Origin of the sequence: Treponema bryantii NK4A124 (assembly GCF_000421345.1) — a bacterium.
In the GTDB taxonomy this organism is placed as follows: Bacteria; Spirochaetota; Spirochaetia; order Treponematales; family Treponemataceae; genus Treponema_D; species Treponema_D bryantii_B.
This window is the reverse complement of the sequence record NZ_ATWV01000005.1, coordinates 124,662-143,326: the sequence shown is the minus strand read 5'-3', so window position 1 is coordinate 143,326 and position 18,665 is coordinate 124,662. Positions and strand designations below refer to the sequence as shown.

Below are 18,665 nucleotides of genomic sequence, written 5' to 3'. Positions count from 1 at the left end.
AACCTTCGTCATTGCGAGGAGCGCAGCGACGAAGCAATCCAAAACAAGGAGATAATAAAATGCTGCGTATTGTAAAAACAAAACTCGGTACAGTCGAGGGCATTCCAGCCGCTGACCCTAGAATTACTGCATTTAAGTCTGTTCCTTTTGCAAAGCCACCTGTAGGAAACTTACGCTTTGCACCGCCTCAGCCGGCAGAGCCCTGGGAAGGAGTTCGCCAGTGCTATAAGTTCCCCCTAATTCCGGTTCAGCCCTCCCCTAACCGCAATCCTCCGCCGGAGGATGTATATTCGCGTGAGTGGTCTGTAGACCCTGATATTCCGGTAAGTGAAGACTGCCTTTATCTTAATATCTGGACACCTGCAAAAAAAGCAGATGAAAAACTTCCTGTTTACTTCTGGATTTTCGGTGGCGGCTGGCAGGTTGGCCACACTGCAGAAATGGAGTTTGACGGAGAACGTATAGCCCGCCGCGGAATTGTTGTAGTTACCGTAAATTATCGTGTAAATCTTTTTGGTTTTACCTGTCATCCGGAGCTTACAAAAGAATATCCAAAAACTCCTGCCAACATGGGTCTTCAGGACCAGCAGGCTGGACTCAAATGGGTATACGAAAATATTAAGGCTTTTGGCGGAGATAAGGACAATATCACAATCGGTGGTCAGTCTGCAGGTGCCGGAAGCGTACTATTCCACATTGCAAATAAAGAAAGCCGTAAATATTTTAAGCGTGCTGTTGTAGACAGCGGCCTTATTTATACACCTCATATGCCTGACATCTTCCCAAAAAGAAGCGTAAAAGATGCAGAAGAGCTTGGCCTGGAGTTTTTTAAATTCTGTGGATGTAAATCATTAGCAGAAGCAAGAAAGCTTTCTACTGACCAGCTTCGTAAAAAATGGGATGAATGGGGCGGATATCCCAAATCAATTGCCAGCTGGACACCGGTTTTTGACAATCAGTTTAACAAGGGCCAGCTTTACGATCTTGTAAAAGATGGCAAATGTAGTCCTGTTCCTATTCTTACAGGTTTTACGACTGATGAATTTATATTCGGTGGTCTTCACGCTGTTGAAATGGGAATCAGAAAATTGATGAAAGAAGAAGAGGCAAAAGGACTTAAGCTTCAGAATTACTGCTACAAGTTTGATGTGCCTATTCCTGGCTGGGATCATCCGGGTAAGTTCCATTCTGTTGATTTGTGGTTCTGGTTCGAAACTCTTGCAAAATGCTGGAGACCATTCTCTGGAGTTCACTACGATGTAGCCCGCCAGATGTGCGACTACCTGTGTAACTTCATAAAGACCGGAAATCCAAATGGACTTGATTTGAACGGCCAGCCATTACCAAAATGGGATGCCTTTACTTCAAGAAAATCAAACTTTATGGAATTTACCACCGGAAGTGCACAAAACAGCATTCCGGTAAGTAAGGAAATGAAGAAGTACTTATAAATTCTCGCCGTTAGATTCTATCACTTCTTTATACCAGTAGGCAGAATCCTTTGGAATGCGTTTGAGCGTCTTGTAGTCGCAGAAAACCATTCCAAAGCGAGGATTATACCCCTTAGCCCATTCAAAGTTATCCATGAAAGACCACTGGAAATATCCGCGTACATCGCATCCTGCCTCGGCCGCAGCCTTGAGCCCACGCAGATAGCGGTGCAGGAAGTCTACACGGTTAGGGTCATGAACCTTTCCATCAAGACTTTCCCAGTCGTGGCAGGAAAGTCCGTTTTCTGTAATGTAAATCGGCATGTTGTAGCGTTTTGTAAAATGCTTTACTCCAGCCTCCAGAGCATTATCAAAGGTATCCCAGCCGATTTCTGTATGAGGAGTTCCAGGTAGGCGTTTATAATCCCCTATGTAATGTCCCTGATAAATATTAAGGCCAATAAAATCAATTTTCTGACTAATCAGCTTCATATCTTCATCTGTAAAAGCCGGGAAAATATCTTTTGTTTCTTCTAAAAGTTTTTCCGGATATTTTCCGAAAACAATCGGGTCTGCCCAGTAGGCATCTGACCAGAAGAAGAATTCACGACTTATCGAAAAATGACTCTCATATGCAGCTTCTTCATCGTTTTTTGTAAAAGGAATTGCAGGTAGACTTGCCAGAGTAATTCCTACCTTAGCATCAGGTGCCAGAGAGCGCACAACCTTAACTGCCCTGCCGTGAGCCAGATGAATATTGTGTCCTATATGTAAAAGATCATGAGTACTCAACTGGTAGCCTGGAGCATGTGAGCCCTGGGCATAACCGCAGCCCATAAAAACAGAAGGTTCATTAAAAGTTATGAAATTCTTTACACGGTCGCCAAGCTTTTTAATAACCGCAGTGGCATATTCTTCAAACCAGAGAGGGCTTTCCGGATTGGTCCAGCCGCCTTTAAGCTGCAGGCAATAAGGCAGGTCCCAGTGGTAAAGAGTTACGAATGGTGTGATATTATATTTTAAAAGTTCATCTACGAGGTCAGAGTAGAACTCAAGGCCTTTTTCGTTTATCCGGCCGGTTCCTTCTGGCAGAATTCTAGTCCAGGCAATAGAAAAACGGTAAGCCTTAAGACCAAGCTCTGCCATAAGCTTTACATCTTCCTTATATTTATGATAATGATCGCAGGCAATATCGCCGTTTGAGTTATCTTCAATTTTACCACCGCGATGGCAGAATTCATCCCAGATGGAAGGAGACTTTCCGTCTTCATTCCAGGCTCCCTCTATCTGAAAGGAAGCAGTTGCTGCTCCCCACATAAAATCTTTTCTAAAGCTCATTTACTTAGTCTCCTCATTAATTGCATTGATAATTTCCGGGAAGTACCAGGTCTGATCATAGCGGTTGTAATATCCATAGTGTTCATCATACTTATCACCTTCAACCTTCCAGACAGCATTATCCCAAAGGAAGCAAGGCATACCATAGGCACGAGATTCTTTGATAAAATCATGGAACCAGGCCAGACGGTCTTCAAGATTGTTTTTGTTAGTTGCTCCATATTCACCAATATAAACAGCATAACCATTTGCAATAAAGTGATCATTCAGTTTTTTGAACATTGAAGTAAATTCTTTTTTAACACTGTCTGAATAAACTTTGATTCCAGGAGATTCCATTGCAAAGTTATATGGTGTATACATATGCACTGAAACAATCAGACGATCCTTACTGCCATCGTAGTCCTTAGGTATTTTAAAGGCTGGATTAAGAGCTGATTCCGGCGAAGCCTGTAAAGAAGGAACTGCAACCATACGCAATTTATTGTTTCCACCGCTTGCACGAATTACATCAAGAATATTCTGAGTAAGCTTGTTGAGATTTTTCATTGCGCTTATTGATTTCTGGGAAACCGCATTATAATACCATTCTTCACTGGTTCCACAGAGACGAGGTTCATTTAATACTTCAAAAACAAGATGCTCATCATAACCATTGTTAAAGGCAAGTGCAATCTGAGCCCAGGTATTGCATACAAATTTTGCTGACTCTTCATAGTTTTCATCTGTTGGATAAAAGCCAGAGAATCGAGGCATTTTCGCATTTTTTTCATAGTTATCATGATGGATATTCAAAACAACATACATGTCATCTTCAATAGCCCAGTCCACAACTTCTTTTACGCGCTTCATCCAGGCTGTAGAAATTGTATAATTATTATCTACGATGTGACGGCTCCATGAAACAGGAATACGGATTGTTTTGATTCCGGAAGCAGCAAGACCATCTATCATTGCCTTTGTCGTTTTAGGCTGGCCCCAGCTCATTTCTGATTCAAGGCCTTTTCCGCCACCGGTAGCATCAAAGGTATTACCAAGATTCCAGCCGGTTTTCATATCACGTACAAGTTCCATTGCAGTTATCTGTTTAAAAGCTTTTGAACCTGTATCAACAACAGCATTAGTGCGATTAAAGCTGATAATTTCCAGGGGATTTACCTGTGTAACAGGTGCCGGTTCTGCCTTCTTTTCTTCTGACGCTGCAGCTTTTTTTGTCTTTGGCTTCTCTGATTTCTGGGCAGTCATAAAAGCTTCAGCCATAGGATTGCTGAAGGCTGCTTCATTAGATTTTGCAGATTTACCCTTGCAGGAAACGGCAAATACTGCGAAACACATTAAACAAAGGATTCGTATTTTATGGTTAAAAAAAATCTTCATACCCCTAACTATAATAGAAGTATGAAGATTTGGACAGTCAGATATATCTCTGATTATTGTATTATTATAGATTGCCACGTCGCTAACGCTCCTCGCAATGACAAAACAACGTCATTGCGAGCCCGAAGGGCGTGGCAATCCATTTGATTAATTTTAACGGCTAAGCTTGCGGTAAACTGTTCGTTTCGGAACTCCGGCATCTTCACCGAATTCCTTGAGCTTCCATTCTGCGTATTCAGACCAGTTTCCTTCAAAGAAGCGAACTTCTGAGTTGTTTTCAAAGGCCAGAATATGTGTACAGATACGGTCCAGGAACCAGCGGTCGTGGCTTACTACAAGAGCACAGCCGGCAAAGTCTTCCAGGGCTTCTTCGAGAGCGCGAACTGTTTCTACGTCCAGGTCGTTTGTAGGTTCGTCGAAAAGAAGTACGTTTCCACTTTCCTTAAGCATCATACCAAGGTTGAGGCGGTTGCGCTCACCACCTGAAAGTACGCTTACCTTTTTGTTCTGGTCAGGACCGTTAAAGTTGAACCAGCCGCAGTAGGCGTGGGCATTAACTTCGCGTACACCGCCTTCGAGGGCACGTCCCTTCTCATCTACAGCGCCGAGTTTTACCAGGTCTCCGCCACCGCCAAGAGTTTCATAAACAGTCTTATTCATATCAAGACCGCTGCGCATCTGGTCTACATAAACAAGCTTAACTGTCTGACCAACTTTAATTTCTCCTGAATCAGGCTTTTCGCCGCCTTCAAGACCAGCCGCATCAACAATCATCTTGAAAAGTGTTGTTTTACCAGCACCATTAGGTCCAACGATTCCGACAATAGCACCTGCTGGAATATGGACGTTCAAGTTTTCGAAGAGGAGCTTGTCGCCGAAAGACTTTGTAAGATTTTCAATATCAATTACCTGTCCGCCAAGACGAGGGCCGGCAGGAATAGAAATCTGTGTATCTTTAAGCTGCTTTTTGCTTTCCTGAGCCATGAGCTCGTTATAGCGGGTAATGTGTTCCTTATGCTTTGCCTGGCGTCCCTTAGCACCCATGTGAATCCATTCAAGCTCGCGCTGGATTTCTTTCTGGCGGGCAGATTCATTTTTATTTTCCTGGGCAAGGCGGGCATCTTTCTGTTCAAGCCAGCTTGAGTAGTTACCCTTGAATGGGTATCCTTCACCGCGGTCAAGCTCGAGAATCCAGCCGGCAACCTGGTCGAGGAAGTAACGGTCGTGGGTAACGGCAATTACAGTTCCAGGATAGTCGTGGAGGTGTTTTTCAAGCCAGGCTACAGTTTCTGCATCAAGATGGTTTGTAGGTTCGTCGAGGAGGAGGATATCTGGCTTCTGAAGAAGAAGGCGGCAGAGAGCAACACGGCGGCGCTCACCTCCGGAAAGTACGTCTACAACCTGGTCTGCAGGAGGACAGCGGAGGGCGTCCATAGCAAGCTCAAGATTGTTGTCGAGGTTCCAGGCATCAAGGGCATCCAGCTTTTCCTGAACCTCCCCCTGGCGGGCACAGAGCTTATCAAAATCTGCATCCGGGTCGCCAAAGGCTTCGTTGATTTTATCGAATTCTGCAAGAAGGTCTGTAATTGGTTTTACACCTTCCTTTACAATTTCCATAACGGTTTTTCCGGCTTCGAGTTCAGGCTCCTGTTCAAGGTAGCCGATTGTGTAGCCGGGCGCCAGAGAAGTTTCACCGGCGAAGTCTGTATCTTTTCCGGCAAGAATCTTAAAAAGCGAAGATTTACCGGAACCGTTAGGTCCTACAACACCAATTTTCGCACCATAGTAATAGGAAATACTGATATCTTTAAGAACCACCTTAGTTCCATAAGAACGTGTAACGCGGTCCATTGTGTATATGATTTTTTTGTCGTCAAATGTTTTTGCCATAGTGCGGTCTCCTGATTATGATTGTTGCTTATGATTTTAATGGATAATTTAAATAGAAACAACTCGTTTATGTGCATCCTCGTAGTGAAAAAAAAGTCCTTGGACAACATCATTCCCGTTGGCCAAGGGCTTTTTTTTCACGAAAGAGGAGGCATTTTACGGATTTCTATGAATTATCACTCCACACCATAACAATCATAACCAGAAGAACGCAGGCGGTCTGCTACGTTGCCGGTCTTGTCCTCGCGGACAAGTACAATAAAGTAAGTTGTACCGCTGGCACGTTTTTCTGTTGTGATGTATGAATCGAAGCCCTTTTCCTTAACCTCGTCTGCAAGGAGTTTGGCATTGCTTTCTGTTCGGAAAAGGCCCAGCTGCCATTTTGTGAACTTTGCAGGGGCAACAGAGGCTTCGGCAGCTGCAGAGGCTTTTTCTGCTGCGGTCTGCTTTGGCTCTTCCGGCATGGCAATACTTCCGGTGCCCTGCTCTGCTTCGCCGCTCTTAGGAACAAAGAACCAGAAAGGAGTTGGAAGCAGCTGTGCATCGCCACGAACTATAGAAGCTTCAATTGATTTTGGATAAAGCTTTGTAATCTGCTGCGAATATGATTTTTCGCCGGTAACATACCAGAGGGTAAGGAGAACAGCAGGCTTTACTGCATTCATAGAATCAACCTTGAGATAAGCCTGAAGCATTACAACCGGTTCCTGAATGCCTGCTACATCATCTGCCTTACAAAGAGCAGACCACTGGGTATAGAGTTTGATATAAGCCTGTACACTTGCATTTTTAGAATTTCTTACGGCTGAATTAAGATAAGAGTCGGCAGTTGCATAGTCGCCGCAGCTTAGAGCACAGCGTACTGCATCAAGAACAATCTGTTCGTTTGTCTTTTTTTGCATTCCTTCTGCATCACCGGCTGCAATTGCGGCTGCCTGTGCATAGGATTTCTGGGCATCGTCGTAAAGGGCCATCTGCTCCTGAAGTGAAGCCAGAAAGATATAGGCAGCACGTTTTTCTGCGGCCACGGTCATTTTAGAAATCTGAGATTTGAGATAAGAAACTGATTCTTCTACTGAATCTTTTTTTGCAGCCTCAGACGTAATAAATGAGGCTGTGAGCTCTGCGGCAAAAATTGCTGTGCAGAGGAAGACGGTAAGAACAAAGGAAATAATTTTCTTCATATATAATGTATCGGTAAAAAGCGAAGGATTGTTAATATGGATTGCCACGTCGCTTCGCTCCTCGCAATGACGGGCTATTTATTTACTAACCTGACTTCCTTTTTTTGCATCTTTAGCAGCCTGTTTTGCAGCTTCTTTTTCTTTAGCCTGGCGGAGTTTTTCTTCTGCCTTTGCTTTTTTCTCGAGCTTTTTCTGGGCACGGGCTTCTGCATCGCTTGGAGGAGCCTTCATTTTTGCAACCAGAATAAAGAGCAGGGCAAAAATAATTCCGGCACCAAAGGCAATCAAAGCAAGAACTGCAACCGGCAGGTCTGTATAGGTCTTAAAAAACCAGAAGGTGCAGACATTACTGAGGTTCATGCCGATAAAAAAGGCCATGAAGATTACAATAAGAAGAATTAGAATTAAGGTTACTATCATAATAAATCTCCCATAAACTGTGGTTTCGATACGCCGCTCTGCGGCTACTCAACCACCGGTGTTTTTATTGTAACTCGCCGCGGAAGGTATTTCCGCTGAGTTCGGTTATTTTAACATTTACAAAACTGCCGATTTTTGACTTGTCGGCCTTGAAAGCGATTTTTTCATGCTGTTCTGTCTGACCAAGAAGCTCAGTCTTATCATCACGGCTTACACCTTCTACCAGAACCATAACAGTAGAGCCCACCCGCTTAGACATCTGCTCATGAGTATGTTCAAGCTGCAAATCAATTACCCGCTGCAAACGTTCCTTGCGCACTTCAACAGGAAGCTGCTCCATTTTTGCAGCCGGAGTTCCTTCGCGCGGGTTGTAAAAATACATCATTGCAGATTCATATTTTACCTGTCGCATTAAATCAAGGGTATCTTCTACATCAGCTTCGGTTTCGCCAGGGAAGCCCATCATAATATCAGTTGTGAGAGAAACTTCAGGAATACGGGCCTTAATTCTGCCAACCAGTTCCAGATACTGCTCACGGGTGTAGCGGCGGTTCATAGCCTTAAGCACTGCAGTAGAACCATTCTGAACCGGCAGATGAATATGACGGCAGATAACCGGCTCGCGGGCGATTACATCAATAACATCATCAGAAAAATCCTTTGGATGAGAAGACATAAAGCGCACCCATTTAATAGGAGAAGAAGTATCGCGAAGATGATCTGCAATTTTCTGCAAAAGCCCTGCAAAGTTTACGTCATCAGCAGAAGCTTTAGTGCTGGTCCCGTGGTATGAGTTTACGTTCTGGCCAATCAAGGTAATTTCGCGCACCTTCATTTTGCCAAGTAAATCAATTTCGTTTAGAATTTCATCTACAGGGCGGCTGAGCTCACGGCCACGCACATAAGGAACAATACAATAGGTACAGAAGTTGTTACAGCCGTGCATAATAGGCACAAAGGTCGAAAAAGCACCAGGCTCGGCAGAAATCGATGCAAAACGATACTGTTCAGAATCATCAATCTGAAAAGGCTTTCTGCCCTCTTCTACTGCAGAAATAATTTCTGCAAAATGATGCTTGGCGTAAGTTCCTACAACATAATCAATAAAAGGATAATCTTTCTGAAAGCTCTGCAAAAGGCGTTCTGCCATACAGCCCATAACAACAAGAGTAAGGGGCTTTGCACCGTCGCGAACATATTCAGCTGCTTCTTCCAGCATTTTAGCTTTTGCCCCAGGACGGCATTCGCGCACAGCCTTAAGGCCGGAAAACCAGCCGAGACGGCCAAGAATTCTGTTTTCTGCTGTTTCACGGATTGAACAGGTATTAATTACCGCCAGGTCAGCAGTCTGGGCAGATTCTGATTTTTTCCATCCGCGGGCAATAAATAGCTGTTCAACAGCTGCAGATTCTGCAATATTCATTTCGCAGCCGTAGGTTTCAAAAAAATATGTCTTCATACACTTCTAATATACAGGAAAAATAAGAATTTATAAATATATGGATAATACCTTTGCGTTAACTTTAATAATAGTATATAATAACCTTAATGAGAAACCTTGTAACAATGAAAGACATAGCTGATGAACTTGATATAACAGTTATGTCAGTATCAAAAGCGTTATCAGGTAAAGATGGTGTAAGTGAAGATTTAAGGGCTAAGATTCTTGCGAAAGCTGATGAACTTGGCTACAAAAAAGCAAACACATCTGCTGTTGATGACGGTTCTTCTCACAATATAGGCATTCTGATTGCAGAACGCAGTATGAATGCCAATGCCTCATACATGTCTTTGCAGCAGCCGCTTATTACTAATCTTACACAGCTTAATTACTACGGCATTACAGAAATTATCTCTGACGAAACCGAACATCTTCTCATTCTTCCTAAAATATTAAAAGAAAACAAAGTCAGTGCATTTATTATTCTTGGTCAGATGAGCAAGGAATATGTACAGATTTTGACAAATACTAATAAACCATTTTTGTGCCTTGCACATATTTATGATGATATTAATCAAGGCGGTATTATTACTGATAATCTCTATGGAGGATTCACCCTTGCCAATTACCTGATTGATCAGGGATGTAAATCTATAGGATTTGTCGGAAACATTCAGTTTGCAGAAATTGTTATGGACCGCTACCTGGGTATTGCAAAAGCCCTGCTTCACCGCGGATTAGAAATTCAAAAAGAATTCTTAATTCCAGATGTTACCGACTTTGGTGAAGAAATAAGCCTGATTCTTCCGGATAAAATGCCAGATGCTTTTATCTGTAACGACTGTCGTACTGCTTATAAGCTTATTCACAACCTTGAAGGTCTTGAATACAGCATTCCAAAAGACATTTCTGTAGCCGCTTTTGATGATGGTATCTTTGCAGACATCGGAATTCCAAAACTTACTACCTACAGCATAAATTATAACACTATGGCTCAGCTTGCAGCCGAAAGCATTGCCCTCAAACTGGAAAATCCTAACGTCCACATTGGTAAAAAGGTTGTTCATGGCAATGTTGTCATACGCGATTCAGTAAGAAAAGCAAAATAAGCCCAATATTACCAGAATATGACTGAAGTCATATTAAAAATTCCCCATTCTTTATCTTTTTTCAACAATTTTTAAACTTTTTTCTTAATTTTTTCTTGACATATTACTCAAGTCATATTACTATAATAACAGGTTAAGGAAAAGTTAACCTAAAGTTAAAAACAAACAATTAAAAATGATTATTAAAAAATAAGTAAAAAAAAGATTTAAAAATGATTTAAAAGAAAAACAAATTATTTAAAAAAAGTATCGGGTTGTTTTTAGTATTTTACGTACGTTATAAGAGCCGTTTGATGATTATCGGGTAGTCATCAAACGGCTCTGTCATTTAACATTATTCGGAATATTCAGCAAAGGCGTAGGCGTTGTGGTTGTGAATGCTTTCTTCTGTTTCTGCTTCTACCGAGAACTTTTTAAATCCAAGCTTTTTTAAGCCAAGATATACTTCGCGGACAACATCCTCTACGAAACGAGGATTATCATAAGCATGCTCAGTAACATACTTTTCATCCTGACGTTTAAGAAGCTCGTAAAGAGGTGTTGAAGCACACTCTTCTATCATACTGATTACATCTTCAATCCAGAAAAAGTCATTATACAAAAGCCTTACACTTACAAGACCCCTCTGGTTATGAGCACCATAATCACTTATTGCCTTACTGCAGGGACAAAGGGTTGCAACAGGAACCTGAATGGAAATATAGAACTTTCTGCTTCCGTCTTCACTAACCTCGCCTTCATAAGAACATTTATACTGCATTATTCCGGCAGCCTGAGTAACAGGAGCTTTCTTTTCTATAAAGTACGGGAACTCTATACGGCCAAAAGCCTTCTGAGCCGAAAGCTTTGTCCGCATTTCTTCCAGCATATCCAGAAAGTGATGCATGGAAATATCAGAATGATACTTATGAAACACTTCTATAAAACGGGACATATGGGTTCCCTTGTAGTTATGAGGGAGATTTACAAATAAATCTACAGAAGCTGTTGTGTGCTGTTTTGAAGCTGTTTTATCCAGAACAACTACAGGATATTTAACCCCCTTTACACCAACTTTCTGAAGGGGAATGGCTCGGGTATCTTCTTCGTTTTGAATATCACGCATTGAGGCGTCTCTCCGCACTTTCAAGAGTATTCTGCATAAGCATAGCTATTGTCATAGGACCTACTCCACCAGGAACAGGTGTGATAAATGATGTTTTTTCCTTCAAATCATCAAAATCACAATCTCCAATCAGGCGGAAACCGGACTTTTTACTGCTGTCAGGAATGCGGTTTACACCAACATCAATTACAACCGCGCCCTCCTTTACCATATCTGCTGTCAAAGTATGAGGATGACCGCTTGCAACAACGATAATATCAGCCTGACGGGTAATTTCGGCCATATTTTTAGTACCTGTGTGGCACATTGTTACAGTACAGTTTGTATCTTTTCGGGCAAGCAGGATAGAAACAGGCTTTCCAACGATATTAGAACGGCCGATTACAACTGCATGCTTACCGCTGGTTTCAATTCCGGCCTTTTTAAGAAGCACGATAATTCCATGTGGAGTACAAGGAAGGAAGCCAGGGCGGCCAATCATAAGGTTACCAACGCTTACAGGATGGAAGCCGTCTACATCCTTTTCAGGAGAGATAGCCATAATCACTTTTTCTTCATTAATATGCTTTGGAAGTGGCAGCTGAACGAGGATTCCGTGAACGCTGTCGTCTGCATTAAGCTGGTCAATCAGTTTAAGAAGTTCTTCTTCTGAAGTTGATTCCGGAAGATGAACAGAGCGGTCTACCATACCAACTTCTGCAAGGGCCTTCTGCTTTCCGGTAACATAACTTACGCTGGCAGGATTTTCACCAACCAGAATAACTGCCAGACAAGGTGCAATTCCCTTTTCTTTTAACTGTGCAACCTTTGATGCAACCTCTGCGCGGACATCTGCCGCAACCTGTTTTCCGTCTATGATAACTGCGCTCATGTAACCTTCAACGCTCCTTTCTGTTTTATTGATAAACTGCTATAAAAACAGTATATTCTTATAGTAACAAAATATACTGAAATAAAAAAAAGGTCGCAATATGAAACGCTTTATTTCCATATTAACTACCATTCTTTTATTATCTGCTGCTGTTTTTGCGGATACAGAAGGCGATGAATACGACGATGGTTTTGTATATGAACAGAATGGTGCCGGAGATCAGTTTATAAAAGTTGATTTAGGTGCAAACTTTCCTTTAAATTTCGGCTCACAGCTTGATATCGGTGGTCTTGTTTCTATCGGTTATTACAGATTTTTGAATCAATATTTTGCTTTAGGCGGCGATGTTCTTATCGGTTATAATGTTTCTATCGGTAAAAAGCCGCTTTTCCAGGTTCCTGTTACTTTTGGAATAATGTATCAGCCATACCTAGGAAAATTTGAATTTCCTCTGATGTTCAATATTGGTATTTCAACAATTACCTGTCAGTCTATGACCTACTTTCCGGCTTTTACAGCTAAATTTACAGGTGGTGCATATTACAGATTTACTGAAACCTGGTCTTTCGGTATTTCATCAACTACTTTCTGGACCCCTCAGTGGTATGAAGGTAAATACGATCAGGCATTCTTTACTACTGCCGGACTTACAGTACGCTATCACTTCTAAAACAGGATATAAAAATGAGAAAATATAAATCACTTACAATTAAAAGCTCACTTCTTTTTATCTTATGTCTTCTGGTAACTTCTTGTTTTGATCCGATTTACGAGGCAATAAGAGAAGACGTTGAACCGGAAGAAGCTACAGTTTCCGGAAACATCACTACTATTACACGTTATACCGCCAGTGACCAGGAATTTCTTGTACTTGCTGCAGATGACGGTTTAAGATACAAGCATAAAGATTTGAATTATCATGGCGAATGGAATACCTATCCTCTTCCTTTTGATCTGCACCATTATGATTTTGATTCTTCAAGCCACAGCGGAGAACAGATTCTTGCAGTTCTTGCAGACTCTTCTCTTCTTTATCTGCTTACTGCCGAATTTGATCACACAAGCGTTGAAGGAACATCTTATCCTTCTACTATTAAGCTTTATGCAAAAAACATTACTGCAAATGGCACTACCTGGAATACAGACGGAGAATGGACATCTGTTCCTACAAAAGCAGGAGATTATGACATATTCCCTGTTTATGTAGACTCAAAATCTGAATACTTCTTATCAGGCTTTAGAGTATTCCAGACAAACACTCCAAAAAAGGAACACCGTGCAGTATTTATCCGTTCTTATGATTTAGATAATGAAACATACAAATATTTCCAGCTGAACGGAACTTCTGCCCCTGTTGAATTTTCACTCCCTGCAGAATCGATTATTGATCCGGAACCTTCAACAGATGAAGATTATATTCCTCTGGCCCTTTCTGCCGTCTACTTCAATGGGGCTTATAAGTTCTTTACATCACCGGCTTCTACAACAAACGAAACTTATACAAGTGATGCTACTTACTATTATTACACAAACGGAGATTCAGATATTTACTACAGTGACGGAAGTACTGCAATAAATGCTCTTGATGCAAAAAAAGTAATTTCAACTCTTGCTGTTACTGCAGATTCCATGCTTATTGGTCATGGAAAAACAAATTCTACAGCAGGCGGCATAAACAGAGTTCTTCTTACAGACGGAGTTCCTGATGATAAACTTGCTTCTTTTGCTGACATTAATTCTAATGCCCAGTTCCAGATTACAAGTGATTATTTTGTTACAGCCCTTATTAACGCTTCACCTGAAAAGCGCGAAGTTGAAAGCGGCCTTTATGCAGCAATAACCTTCTCTGGTGTTGCATATAATTTTGGAAATATAGGACTCTGGTCTTACTACCCTGAAAGAGGCGACTGGAACCGGGAATAAATGGCAGAAGACCTTTTTGAGCAGATAAAAAGAACTCATGAACCATTGGCCGCCCGAATGCGGCCACGAAATCTTGATGAGTACATAGGTCAGGACCATATTGTTGGTAAAGGCCGGCTCTTACGCCGCGCCATCGCCGCAGATCAGCTTACATCAGTTATTTTTTACGGTCCACCGGGAAGCGGAAAAACAACCCTTGCCCGCGTTATTGCAAATCATACAAAATCAAACTTTATTACCTTAAATGCAGTTCTTACCGGAGTTCAGAATATCCGGGATTCAATTAAACAGGCTGAAGATTACTATAATCTTTACGACCGCAGAACAATTCTCTTTGTAGATGAGGTTCACCGCTGGAACAAAAGCCAGCAGGACGCGCTTTTACCCTGGGTAGAAAACGGCACCATTATTCTTATTGGCGCTACCACCGAAAACCCTTTCTTTGAAGTAAATAAGGCTCTTGTAAGCCGTTCTCGTGTTTTTCAGCTTAAACCGCTCACCTATAACGACCTGGAAAAAGCCGCACACCAGGCATTAACTGATGTAGACCGCGGATATGGTCACTGGAAGGTAGAGTTTGAAGAAGGTGCCCTTGAACACCTGATTGAAACGGCAAACGGTGATGCCCGCTCCCTTTTGAATGCTCTGGAACTGGCAATTGAAACCACTCCGGAAAAATGGGCTCCTTATGCAGACCCCCCGGTTCCGGCTTACGGAACTAAGATTTATATAAGCAAAGAAGCCGCAGAGGAATCTATTCAGAAAAAGGTTGTTCTTTACGACCGGGATGGAGATTATCATTACGATATAATAAGCGCCTTTATAAAAAGTCTTCGTGGACGCGATCCTGATGCAGCCTGCTACTGGCTTGCCCGTATGGTTGCCGCAGGCGAAGACCCGCATTTTATTTTCCGCCGCATGCTTATTTCTGCCTGCGAAGACACTGGTCTTGCAGATCCGAATGCCATTACTGTTGTTGAAAGCTGTGCAAACGCCTTTGACCGCGTTGGTATGCCGGAAGGCCGCTACTTTTTAGCCCATGCAGCCCTCTATCTTTCTACTGCACCTAAGTCTAACAGCAGCATGGCCTTTTTTGATGCTCTGGCCAGTGTGGAAAAAGAAGATGCAGAAGTACCTAACCACCTGCGCGACAGCAGCCGTGATGCAGAAGGTTTTGGACACGGAGCCGGCTACCTCTACCCTCACGCCTACCGCGACCACTGGGTTGCCCAGCAGTATCTGCCGGATACTTTAAGCGGCCGTGTATTTTATAATCCGAGCACACAGGGGTATGAAGCAAGTATCCGCGAAGGCGTTCTTTCCCGCCGTGAACTTCAGATTGCGGCAATTCTTGAAAAAGCCCAGAGCCACGAACAGTACACTTCTGACGAACTTGCATCATCTCCGGAAACTACTGGCTCAATCAATATCTTCAAACCTCTTAAGTCAAATACGGATGCTGAAAAGAGCGAATATGGAGAAAATCCAATTTCCGAATGGTGGGTTAATGAGCATTTTAAGAGCGGCAGCGTAAAGTCCGGAGAAAATCTTACCTTCAGTCCTAAGGACATGGCAAAGGAAGTTGTACTCGACCGAGCAGACCGCTTCTGGCGCCAGCGCCTTGATTCTAACCGCGCCGAGGTTCTGCTTGGAATCCGCGACACAATGATCTCCATGGCTGATTTGCTGCGGCACCACCGCTCCCTTATATGGAATGCAGACAATGGACTTTTACTCTGGGATATAGCAAGAAAAACTCCGGAAGGAGTTACCTGTGGTGTTTGCCGCACAGAAAAAGGAATGCAGATTCTCGAACAGTATGGCCGCACCCTTGGCAGCCTTGACCGCCCTATTCTGCAGTACCGTGGTTCTTCTATTTCAACTGATTTTCTTACTCAAAAGGATTTTTATAATATTCTCGTAAAGTTCCAGTATAACGGAGCGGTTTTTGACAGAGTATTCTTTACAGATCCTTTCGCAAGCGAGCCTTCCATTATTGCACTTGCAGATTCTCTTGCCGGTATTATGACCCCTCAGAAGGAAGCTGATGAAGCTGATACTCCGGCAGTTCCTTATTCTGATACAGATAAAAACGAAGAAAGTGCTGGAGAAGACTTTGCCTATGAATGTCCGCTTGCAAGCGGCTGGAAGGTTGTAATTTCTCAAAAGATTCCTTGCCACGGCCAGCATATCAGCGAGCTTGTAAGAAAGCAGGTGCTTTCACCGGAAAGCGTAGGACCGCTAAAAGAGACACTGGATAAAATGGAAGCTGCAGAACAGGAATTCTTTGGCGACAGAGACAATCCGCTTTTCTCATGGGATGGAATCTACATCGCTAACCTCTTCCGTAAGCGCGGCTTTACCGTACGCGTCGCATCCCAAACACTGGTCGAAAAACGCCGTATAAGCCAGGCTGAAATTGAAAAATGGTTTACCCCGGAAAGCTCAGCCTACGGTGCAAAGATGAGCGAAGCCTGCGGCAACGCAGACCTGCAGAAAATCGTAAATCTTCTTATAACCGCCTGCGACCGCACTATTTTTGAGTGGAAGAGCGAAATTGCCTTCTTTACAATTGAACGTTAATCTCTTATCGAATCTATATTTGCCTTACCACCTGGAACAAATGGAAGTACGTTTTCTTCGCTGTCTACGCTGAAGCGAACAAAGCAAGGTTTGTTCTGGCGATTGTTGTCAAAGGCTTTCTTGTACCATTCAGGATTGCTGTCACCATCAATTGCTTCAATTCCAAAACCGCGGGCAATTGAAAGAAGGTCTGGCTCGCGGCCGAAAACAGAAGCAGAGTAATTCTTTTCAAAAAGATATTTCTGCTGCTGGTAAACCATACCAAGAGTTCCGTTCTGGAATACGATGATAGTTACCGGCAGATTCTGTTCCGCAAGAGTTGCCATTTCCTGAACATTCATCATGATAGAACCGTCACCAGAGAAGCAAACAATGCGCTTAGAAGGATTTGCGATTGCGGCTCCGATTGCGGCAGGGAGACCAAAGCCCATTGTGCCAAGACTACCGCTCGTTAGGAAGCTGCGTGGTCGTTCAACAGGGTAGTACTGGGCAGCCCACATCTGGTGCTGGCCAACGTCTGTTGTGGCAATAAGTCCGTCTGGCGCAAGACCTGCTTCGCATGCCAGCTGAGGAATTTTAGAAATAATTTCTCTTGGATTAGCAAGCTTCTCACCTTTCGGGCGGCCGCACTCTACAGAGTGGCATTCCTTTTTAATCTTAGAAATCTTTTTAAGCCAGCCTTCGTCAGCTTTGATTTTCTTTTCACTTACAAGCTGTGCGATAACCGGGAAAACAGATTCAACATCAGCTACTACAGAAATATAAGATTCCAGAATCTTATCAACTTCTGCGGCATCAATATCAATATGAACAATTTTTGCATCAGGGCAGAACTTTGCAACTACACCGGTAGCGCGGTCATCAAAACGAACTCCGGCCGCAATTACCAGGTCGCTGTCGTGCATTGCAACATTTGCCGCGTGACTTCCGTGCATACCAACCATGCCGATAAAACATTCTGAACTTTCAGGAACGCAGCCCAGGCCCATAAGACTTGTTACAACAGGAAGCTTGTAATTCTGCAGGAAGGCTTTAATTCCACTTGCAGCCTCTTCTGAATCACAGCCACCACCACAATACAATACAGGGCGCTTTGCTGCTGCCAGCAGGTCAGTAATCTTTCCCATCTTTTCTGAATATTCATCAATTGGTGTGTGGAAACGGATGTCGTGCAGACGGATTTTTTTGATGTCAGGCCAGGCATCAAAATCACATTCCTTAAGCTGAACGTCGCGTGGAACGTCAATTAAAACTGGTCCAGGGCGTCCGCTTGTTGCAATCTCAAAAGCCTTTGGAATTGCTTCGAGCAAATCGTATGGAGTTTTGATAAAAATAGAATGCTTTGTTATAGGGAAGGAAAGACCAAAGGTATCTGCTTCCTGGAAGGCATCGGTACCGATGAGACTTGTATTTACCTGTCCTGTAATTGCAATGATAGGAATTGAGTCTGCGCGGGCATCTGCAATTGCAGTAAGAAGGTTCATGGCACCAGGACCTGAGGTTGCAAGACAAACTGCAGGCTTTCCGGTTGAACGTGCCATACCCTGGGCAATGAATCCGGCTGCCTGCTCGTGGCGCACAAGGACGTGTCGGATTGAAGAGCGGTTGAGTTCGTCATAGAGAGGGAGAATTGAACCTCCCGGAATTCCTGCTACGGTTTCAATACCATACATTTCCAGTAACTTAACAATGATTTGTGCGCCAGTGTGTTTCATTATAAATCTCCTGTATGGTGGTTTCGATACACGTGCTTCGCACGTACTCAACCACCGTGTATATAAATAAAAAAGCCCTCCGAACCGGAGAGCTTCTTTTATATTTTTTGCTTATCACAAAGTATATAACATTCACTCTCTGGTTATTTCTTAACCACAAGGACGAGGACTGCTACGACTTTGACTAAAGCATTGAATTTCATAGCATTTATTTTCCAAATTTTACCGATTCTGTCAAGAGGTCATAAAATTTTACAAGACAGTATGGCAAAGCTCCAT

14 protein-coding genes are annotated in these 18,665 nt (G+C 42.9%); 5 read left to right on the top strand and 9 right to left on the bottom strand.

From position 1 onward, the window contains the following. Positions 1-59: 59 nt before the first annotated feature. Entirely contained in the window at positions 60-1,451 is a 1,392-nt protein-coding gene (locus G626_RS15670) for a carboxylesterase/lipase family protein (protein WP_022932009.1), read from the top strand. Here the strand turns inward: G626_RS15670 and G626_RS0106650 are convergent. From G626_RS0106650 to miaB, 6 genes are all read right to left on the bottom strand, one after another. Further along, positions 1,446-2,768, bottom strand: a complete 1,323-nt coding sequence (locus tag G626_RS0106650; RefSeq protein WP_022932008.1) for a GH1 family beta-glucosidase — start codon at positions 2,766-2,768, stop codon at positions 1,446-1,448. The genes G626_RS15670 and G626_RS0106650 overlap by 6 nt on opposite strands. Continuing rightward, on the bottom strand, positions 2,769-4,145 hold the full coding sequence (locus tag G626_RS15665; protein ID WP_156003225.1) for a glycoside hydrolase family 5 protein: 1,377 nt from the start codon (positions 4,143-4,145) through the stop codon (positions 2,769-2,771). 153 nt (positions 4,146-4,298) lie between these two features. Beyond that, positions 4,299-6,035, bottom strand: a complete 1,737-nt coding sequence (gene ettA / locus G626_RS0106640; RefSeq protein WP_022932006.1) for an energy-dependent translational throttle protein EttA — start codon at positions 6,033-6,035, stop codon at positions 4,299-4,301. 176 nt (positions 6,036-6,211) lie between these two features. Continuing rightward, the gene (locus tag G626_RS0106635) at positions 6,212-7,219 is read right to left on the bottom strand and encodes an SPOR domain-containing protein (protein ID WP_156003222.1); all 1,008 of its coding nucleotides are present in this window, start codon (positions 7,217-7,219) and stop codon (positions 6,212-6,214) included. 78 nt (positions 7,220-7,297) lie between these two features. Further along, the gene (locus G626_RS0106630) at positions 7,298-7,639 is read right to left on the bottom strand and encodes a LapA family protein (RefSeq protein ID WP_022932004.1); all 342 of its coding nucleotides are present in this window, start codon (positions 7,637-7,639) and stop codon (positions 7,298-7,300) included. A 64-nt stretch (positions 7,640-7,703) separates the two neighbouring features. Continuing rightward, complete coding sequence (gene miaB / locus G626_RS0106625) at positions 7,704-9,098, bottom strand: tRNA (N6-isopentenyl adenosine(37)-C2)-methylthiotransferase MiaB (RefSeq protein WP_022932003.1); 1,395 nt, start codon at positions 9,096-9,098, stop codon at positions 7,704-7,706. An 89-nt stretch (positions 9,099-9,187) separates the two neighbouring features. On the opposite strand from miaB, the gene G626_RS0106620 reads away from it, so the two are divergent. Continuing rightward, a complete protein-coding gene (locus G626_RS0106620; RefSeq protein WP_022932002.1) occupies positions 9,188-10,189 on the top strand; it encodes a LacI family DNA-binding transcriptional regulator in 1,002 nt (333 codons plus the stop codon). Positions 10,190-10,523: 334 nt separating this feature from the next. Here G626_RS0106620 and folE2 read toward each other — a convergent pair whose 3' ends face one another. After that, a complete protein-coding gene (folE2, locus tag G626_RS0106615; protein WP_022932001.1) occupies positions 10,524-11,294 on the bottom strand; it encodes a GTP cyclohydrolase FolE2 in 771 nt (256 codons plus the stop codon). Next, the gene (folD, locus tag G626_RS0106610; RefSeq protein ID WP_022932000.1) at positions 11,287-12,165 is read right to left on the bottom strand and encodes a bifunctional methylenetetrahydrofolate dehydrogenase/methenyltetrahydrofolate cyclohydrolase FolD; all 879 of its coding nucleotides are present in this window, start codon (positions 12,163-12,165) and stop codon (positions 11,287-11,289) included. Before folD ends, folE2 begins: the two co-directional genes overlap by 8 nt. Positions 12,166-12,265: 100 nt before the next feature. Here folD and G626_RS0106605 point away from each other — a divergent pair, with 100 nt between their 5' ends. Genes G626_RS0106605 through G626_RS0106595 form a run of 3 tightly spaced genes read left to right on the top strand, consistent with a single transcriptional unit; the run spans position 12,266 to position 16,671 of the window. Continuing rightward, entirely contained in the window at positions 12,266-12,835 is a 570-nt protein-coding gene (locus G626_RS0106605) for a TP0733 family outer membrane beta-barrel protein (protein WP_022931999.1), read from the top strand. Between the two features lie 14 nt (positions 12,836-12,849). After that, on the top strand, positions 12,850-14,088 hold the full coding sequence (locus G626_RS0106600; RefSeq protein ID WP_022931998.1) for a hypothetical protein: 1,239 nt from the start codon (positions 12,850-12,852) through the stop codon (positions 14,086-14,088). Next, a complete protein-coding gene (locus G626_RS0106595) occupies positions 14,089-16,671 on the top strand; it encodes an AAA family ATPase (RefSeq protein WP_022931997.1) in 2,583 nt (860 codons plus the stop codon). Here the strand turns inward: G626_RS0106595 and ilvB are convergent. After that, positions 16,668-18,386 carry a biosynthetic-type acetolactate synthase large subunit gene (ilvB, locus tag G626_RS0106590; RefSeq protein ID WP_022931996.1) on the bottom strand — a complete coding sequence of 573 codons (1,719 nt, stop codon included), beginning with the start codon at positions 18,384-18,386 and terminating at the stop codon, positions 16,668-16,670. The genes G626_RS0106595 and ilvB overlap by 4 nt on opposite strands. Positions 18,387-18,665: the final 279 nt, after the last annotated feature.

Excerpts from the sequence above, each read along its gene's own strand:
- G626_RS15670 (WP_022932009.1), top strand. The coding sequence starts at position 60 with ATGCTGCGTATTGTAAAAACAAAACTCGGTACAGTCGAGGGCATTCCA.
- G626_RS0106650 (WP_022932008.1), bottom strand. The coding sequence starts at position 2,768 with ATGAGCTTTAGAAAAGATTTTATGTGGGGAGCAGCAACTGCTTCCTTT.
- G626_RS15665 (WP_156003225.1), bottom strand. The coding sequence starts at position 4,145 with ATGAAGATTTTTTTTAACCATAAAATACGAATCCTTTGTTTAATGTGT.
- ettA (WP_022932006.1), bottom strand. The coding sequence starts at position 6,035 with ATGGCAAAAACATTTGACGACAAAAAAATCATATACACAATGGACCGC.
- G626_RS0106635 (WP_156003222.1), bottom strand. The coding sequence starts at position 7,219 with ATGAAGAAAATTATTTCCTTTGTTCTTACCGTCTTCCTCTGCACAGCA.
- G626_RS0106630 (WP_022932004.1), bottom strand. The coding sequence starts at position 7,639 with ATGATAGTAACCTTAATTCTAATTCTTCTTATTGTAATCTTCATGGCC.
- miaB (WP_022932003.1), bottom strand. The coding sequence starts at position 9,098 with ATGAAGACATATTTTTTTGAAACCTACGGCTGCGAAATGAATATTGCA.
- G626_RS0106620 (WP_022932002.1), top strand. The coding sequence starts at position 9,188 with ATGAGAAACCTTGTAACAATGAAAGACATAGCTGATGAACTTGATATA.
- folE2 (WP_022932001.1), bottom strand. The coding sequence starts at position 11,294 with ATGCGTGATATTCAAAACGAAGAAGATACCCGAGCCATTCCCCTTCAG.
- folD (WP_022932000.1), bottom strand. The coding sequence starts at position 12,165 with ATGAGCGCAGTTATCATAGACGGAAAACAGGTTGCGGCAGATGTCCGC.
- G626_RS0106605 (WP_022931999.1), top strand. The coding sequence starts at position 12,266 with ATGAAACGCTTTATTTCCATATTAACTACCATTCTTTTATTATCTGCT.
- G626_RS0106600 (WP_022931998.1), top strand. The coding sequence starts at position 12,850 with ATGAGAAAATATAAATCACTTACAATTAAAAGCTCACTTCTTTTTATC.
- G626_RS0106595 (WP_022931997.1), top strand. The coding sequence starts at position 14,089 with ATGGCAGAAGACCTTTTTGAGCAGATAAAAAGAACTCATGAACCATTG.
- ilvB (WP_022931996.1), bottom strand. The coding sequence starts at position 18,386 with ATGAAACACACTGGCGCACAAATCATTGTTAAGTTACTGGAAATGTAT.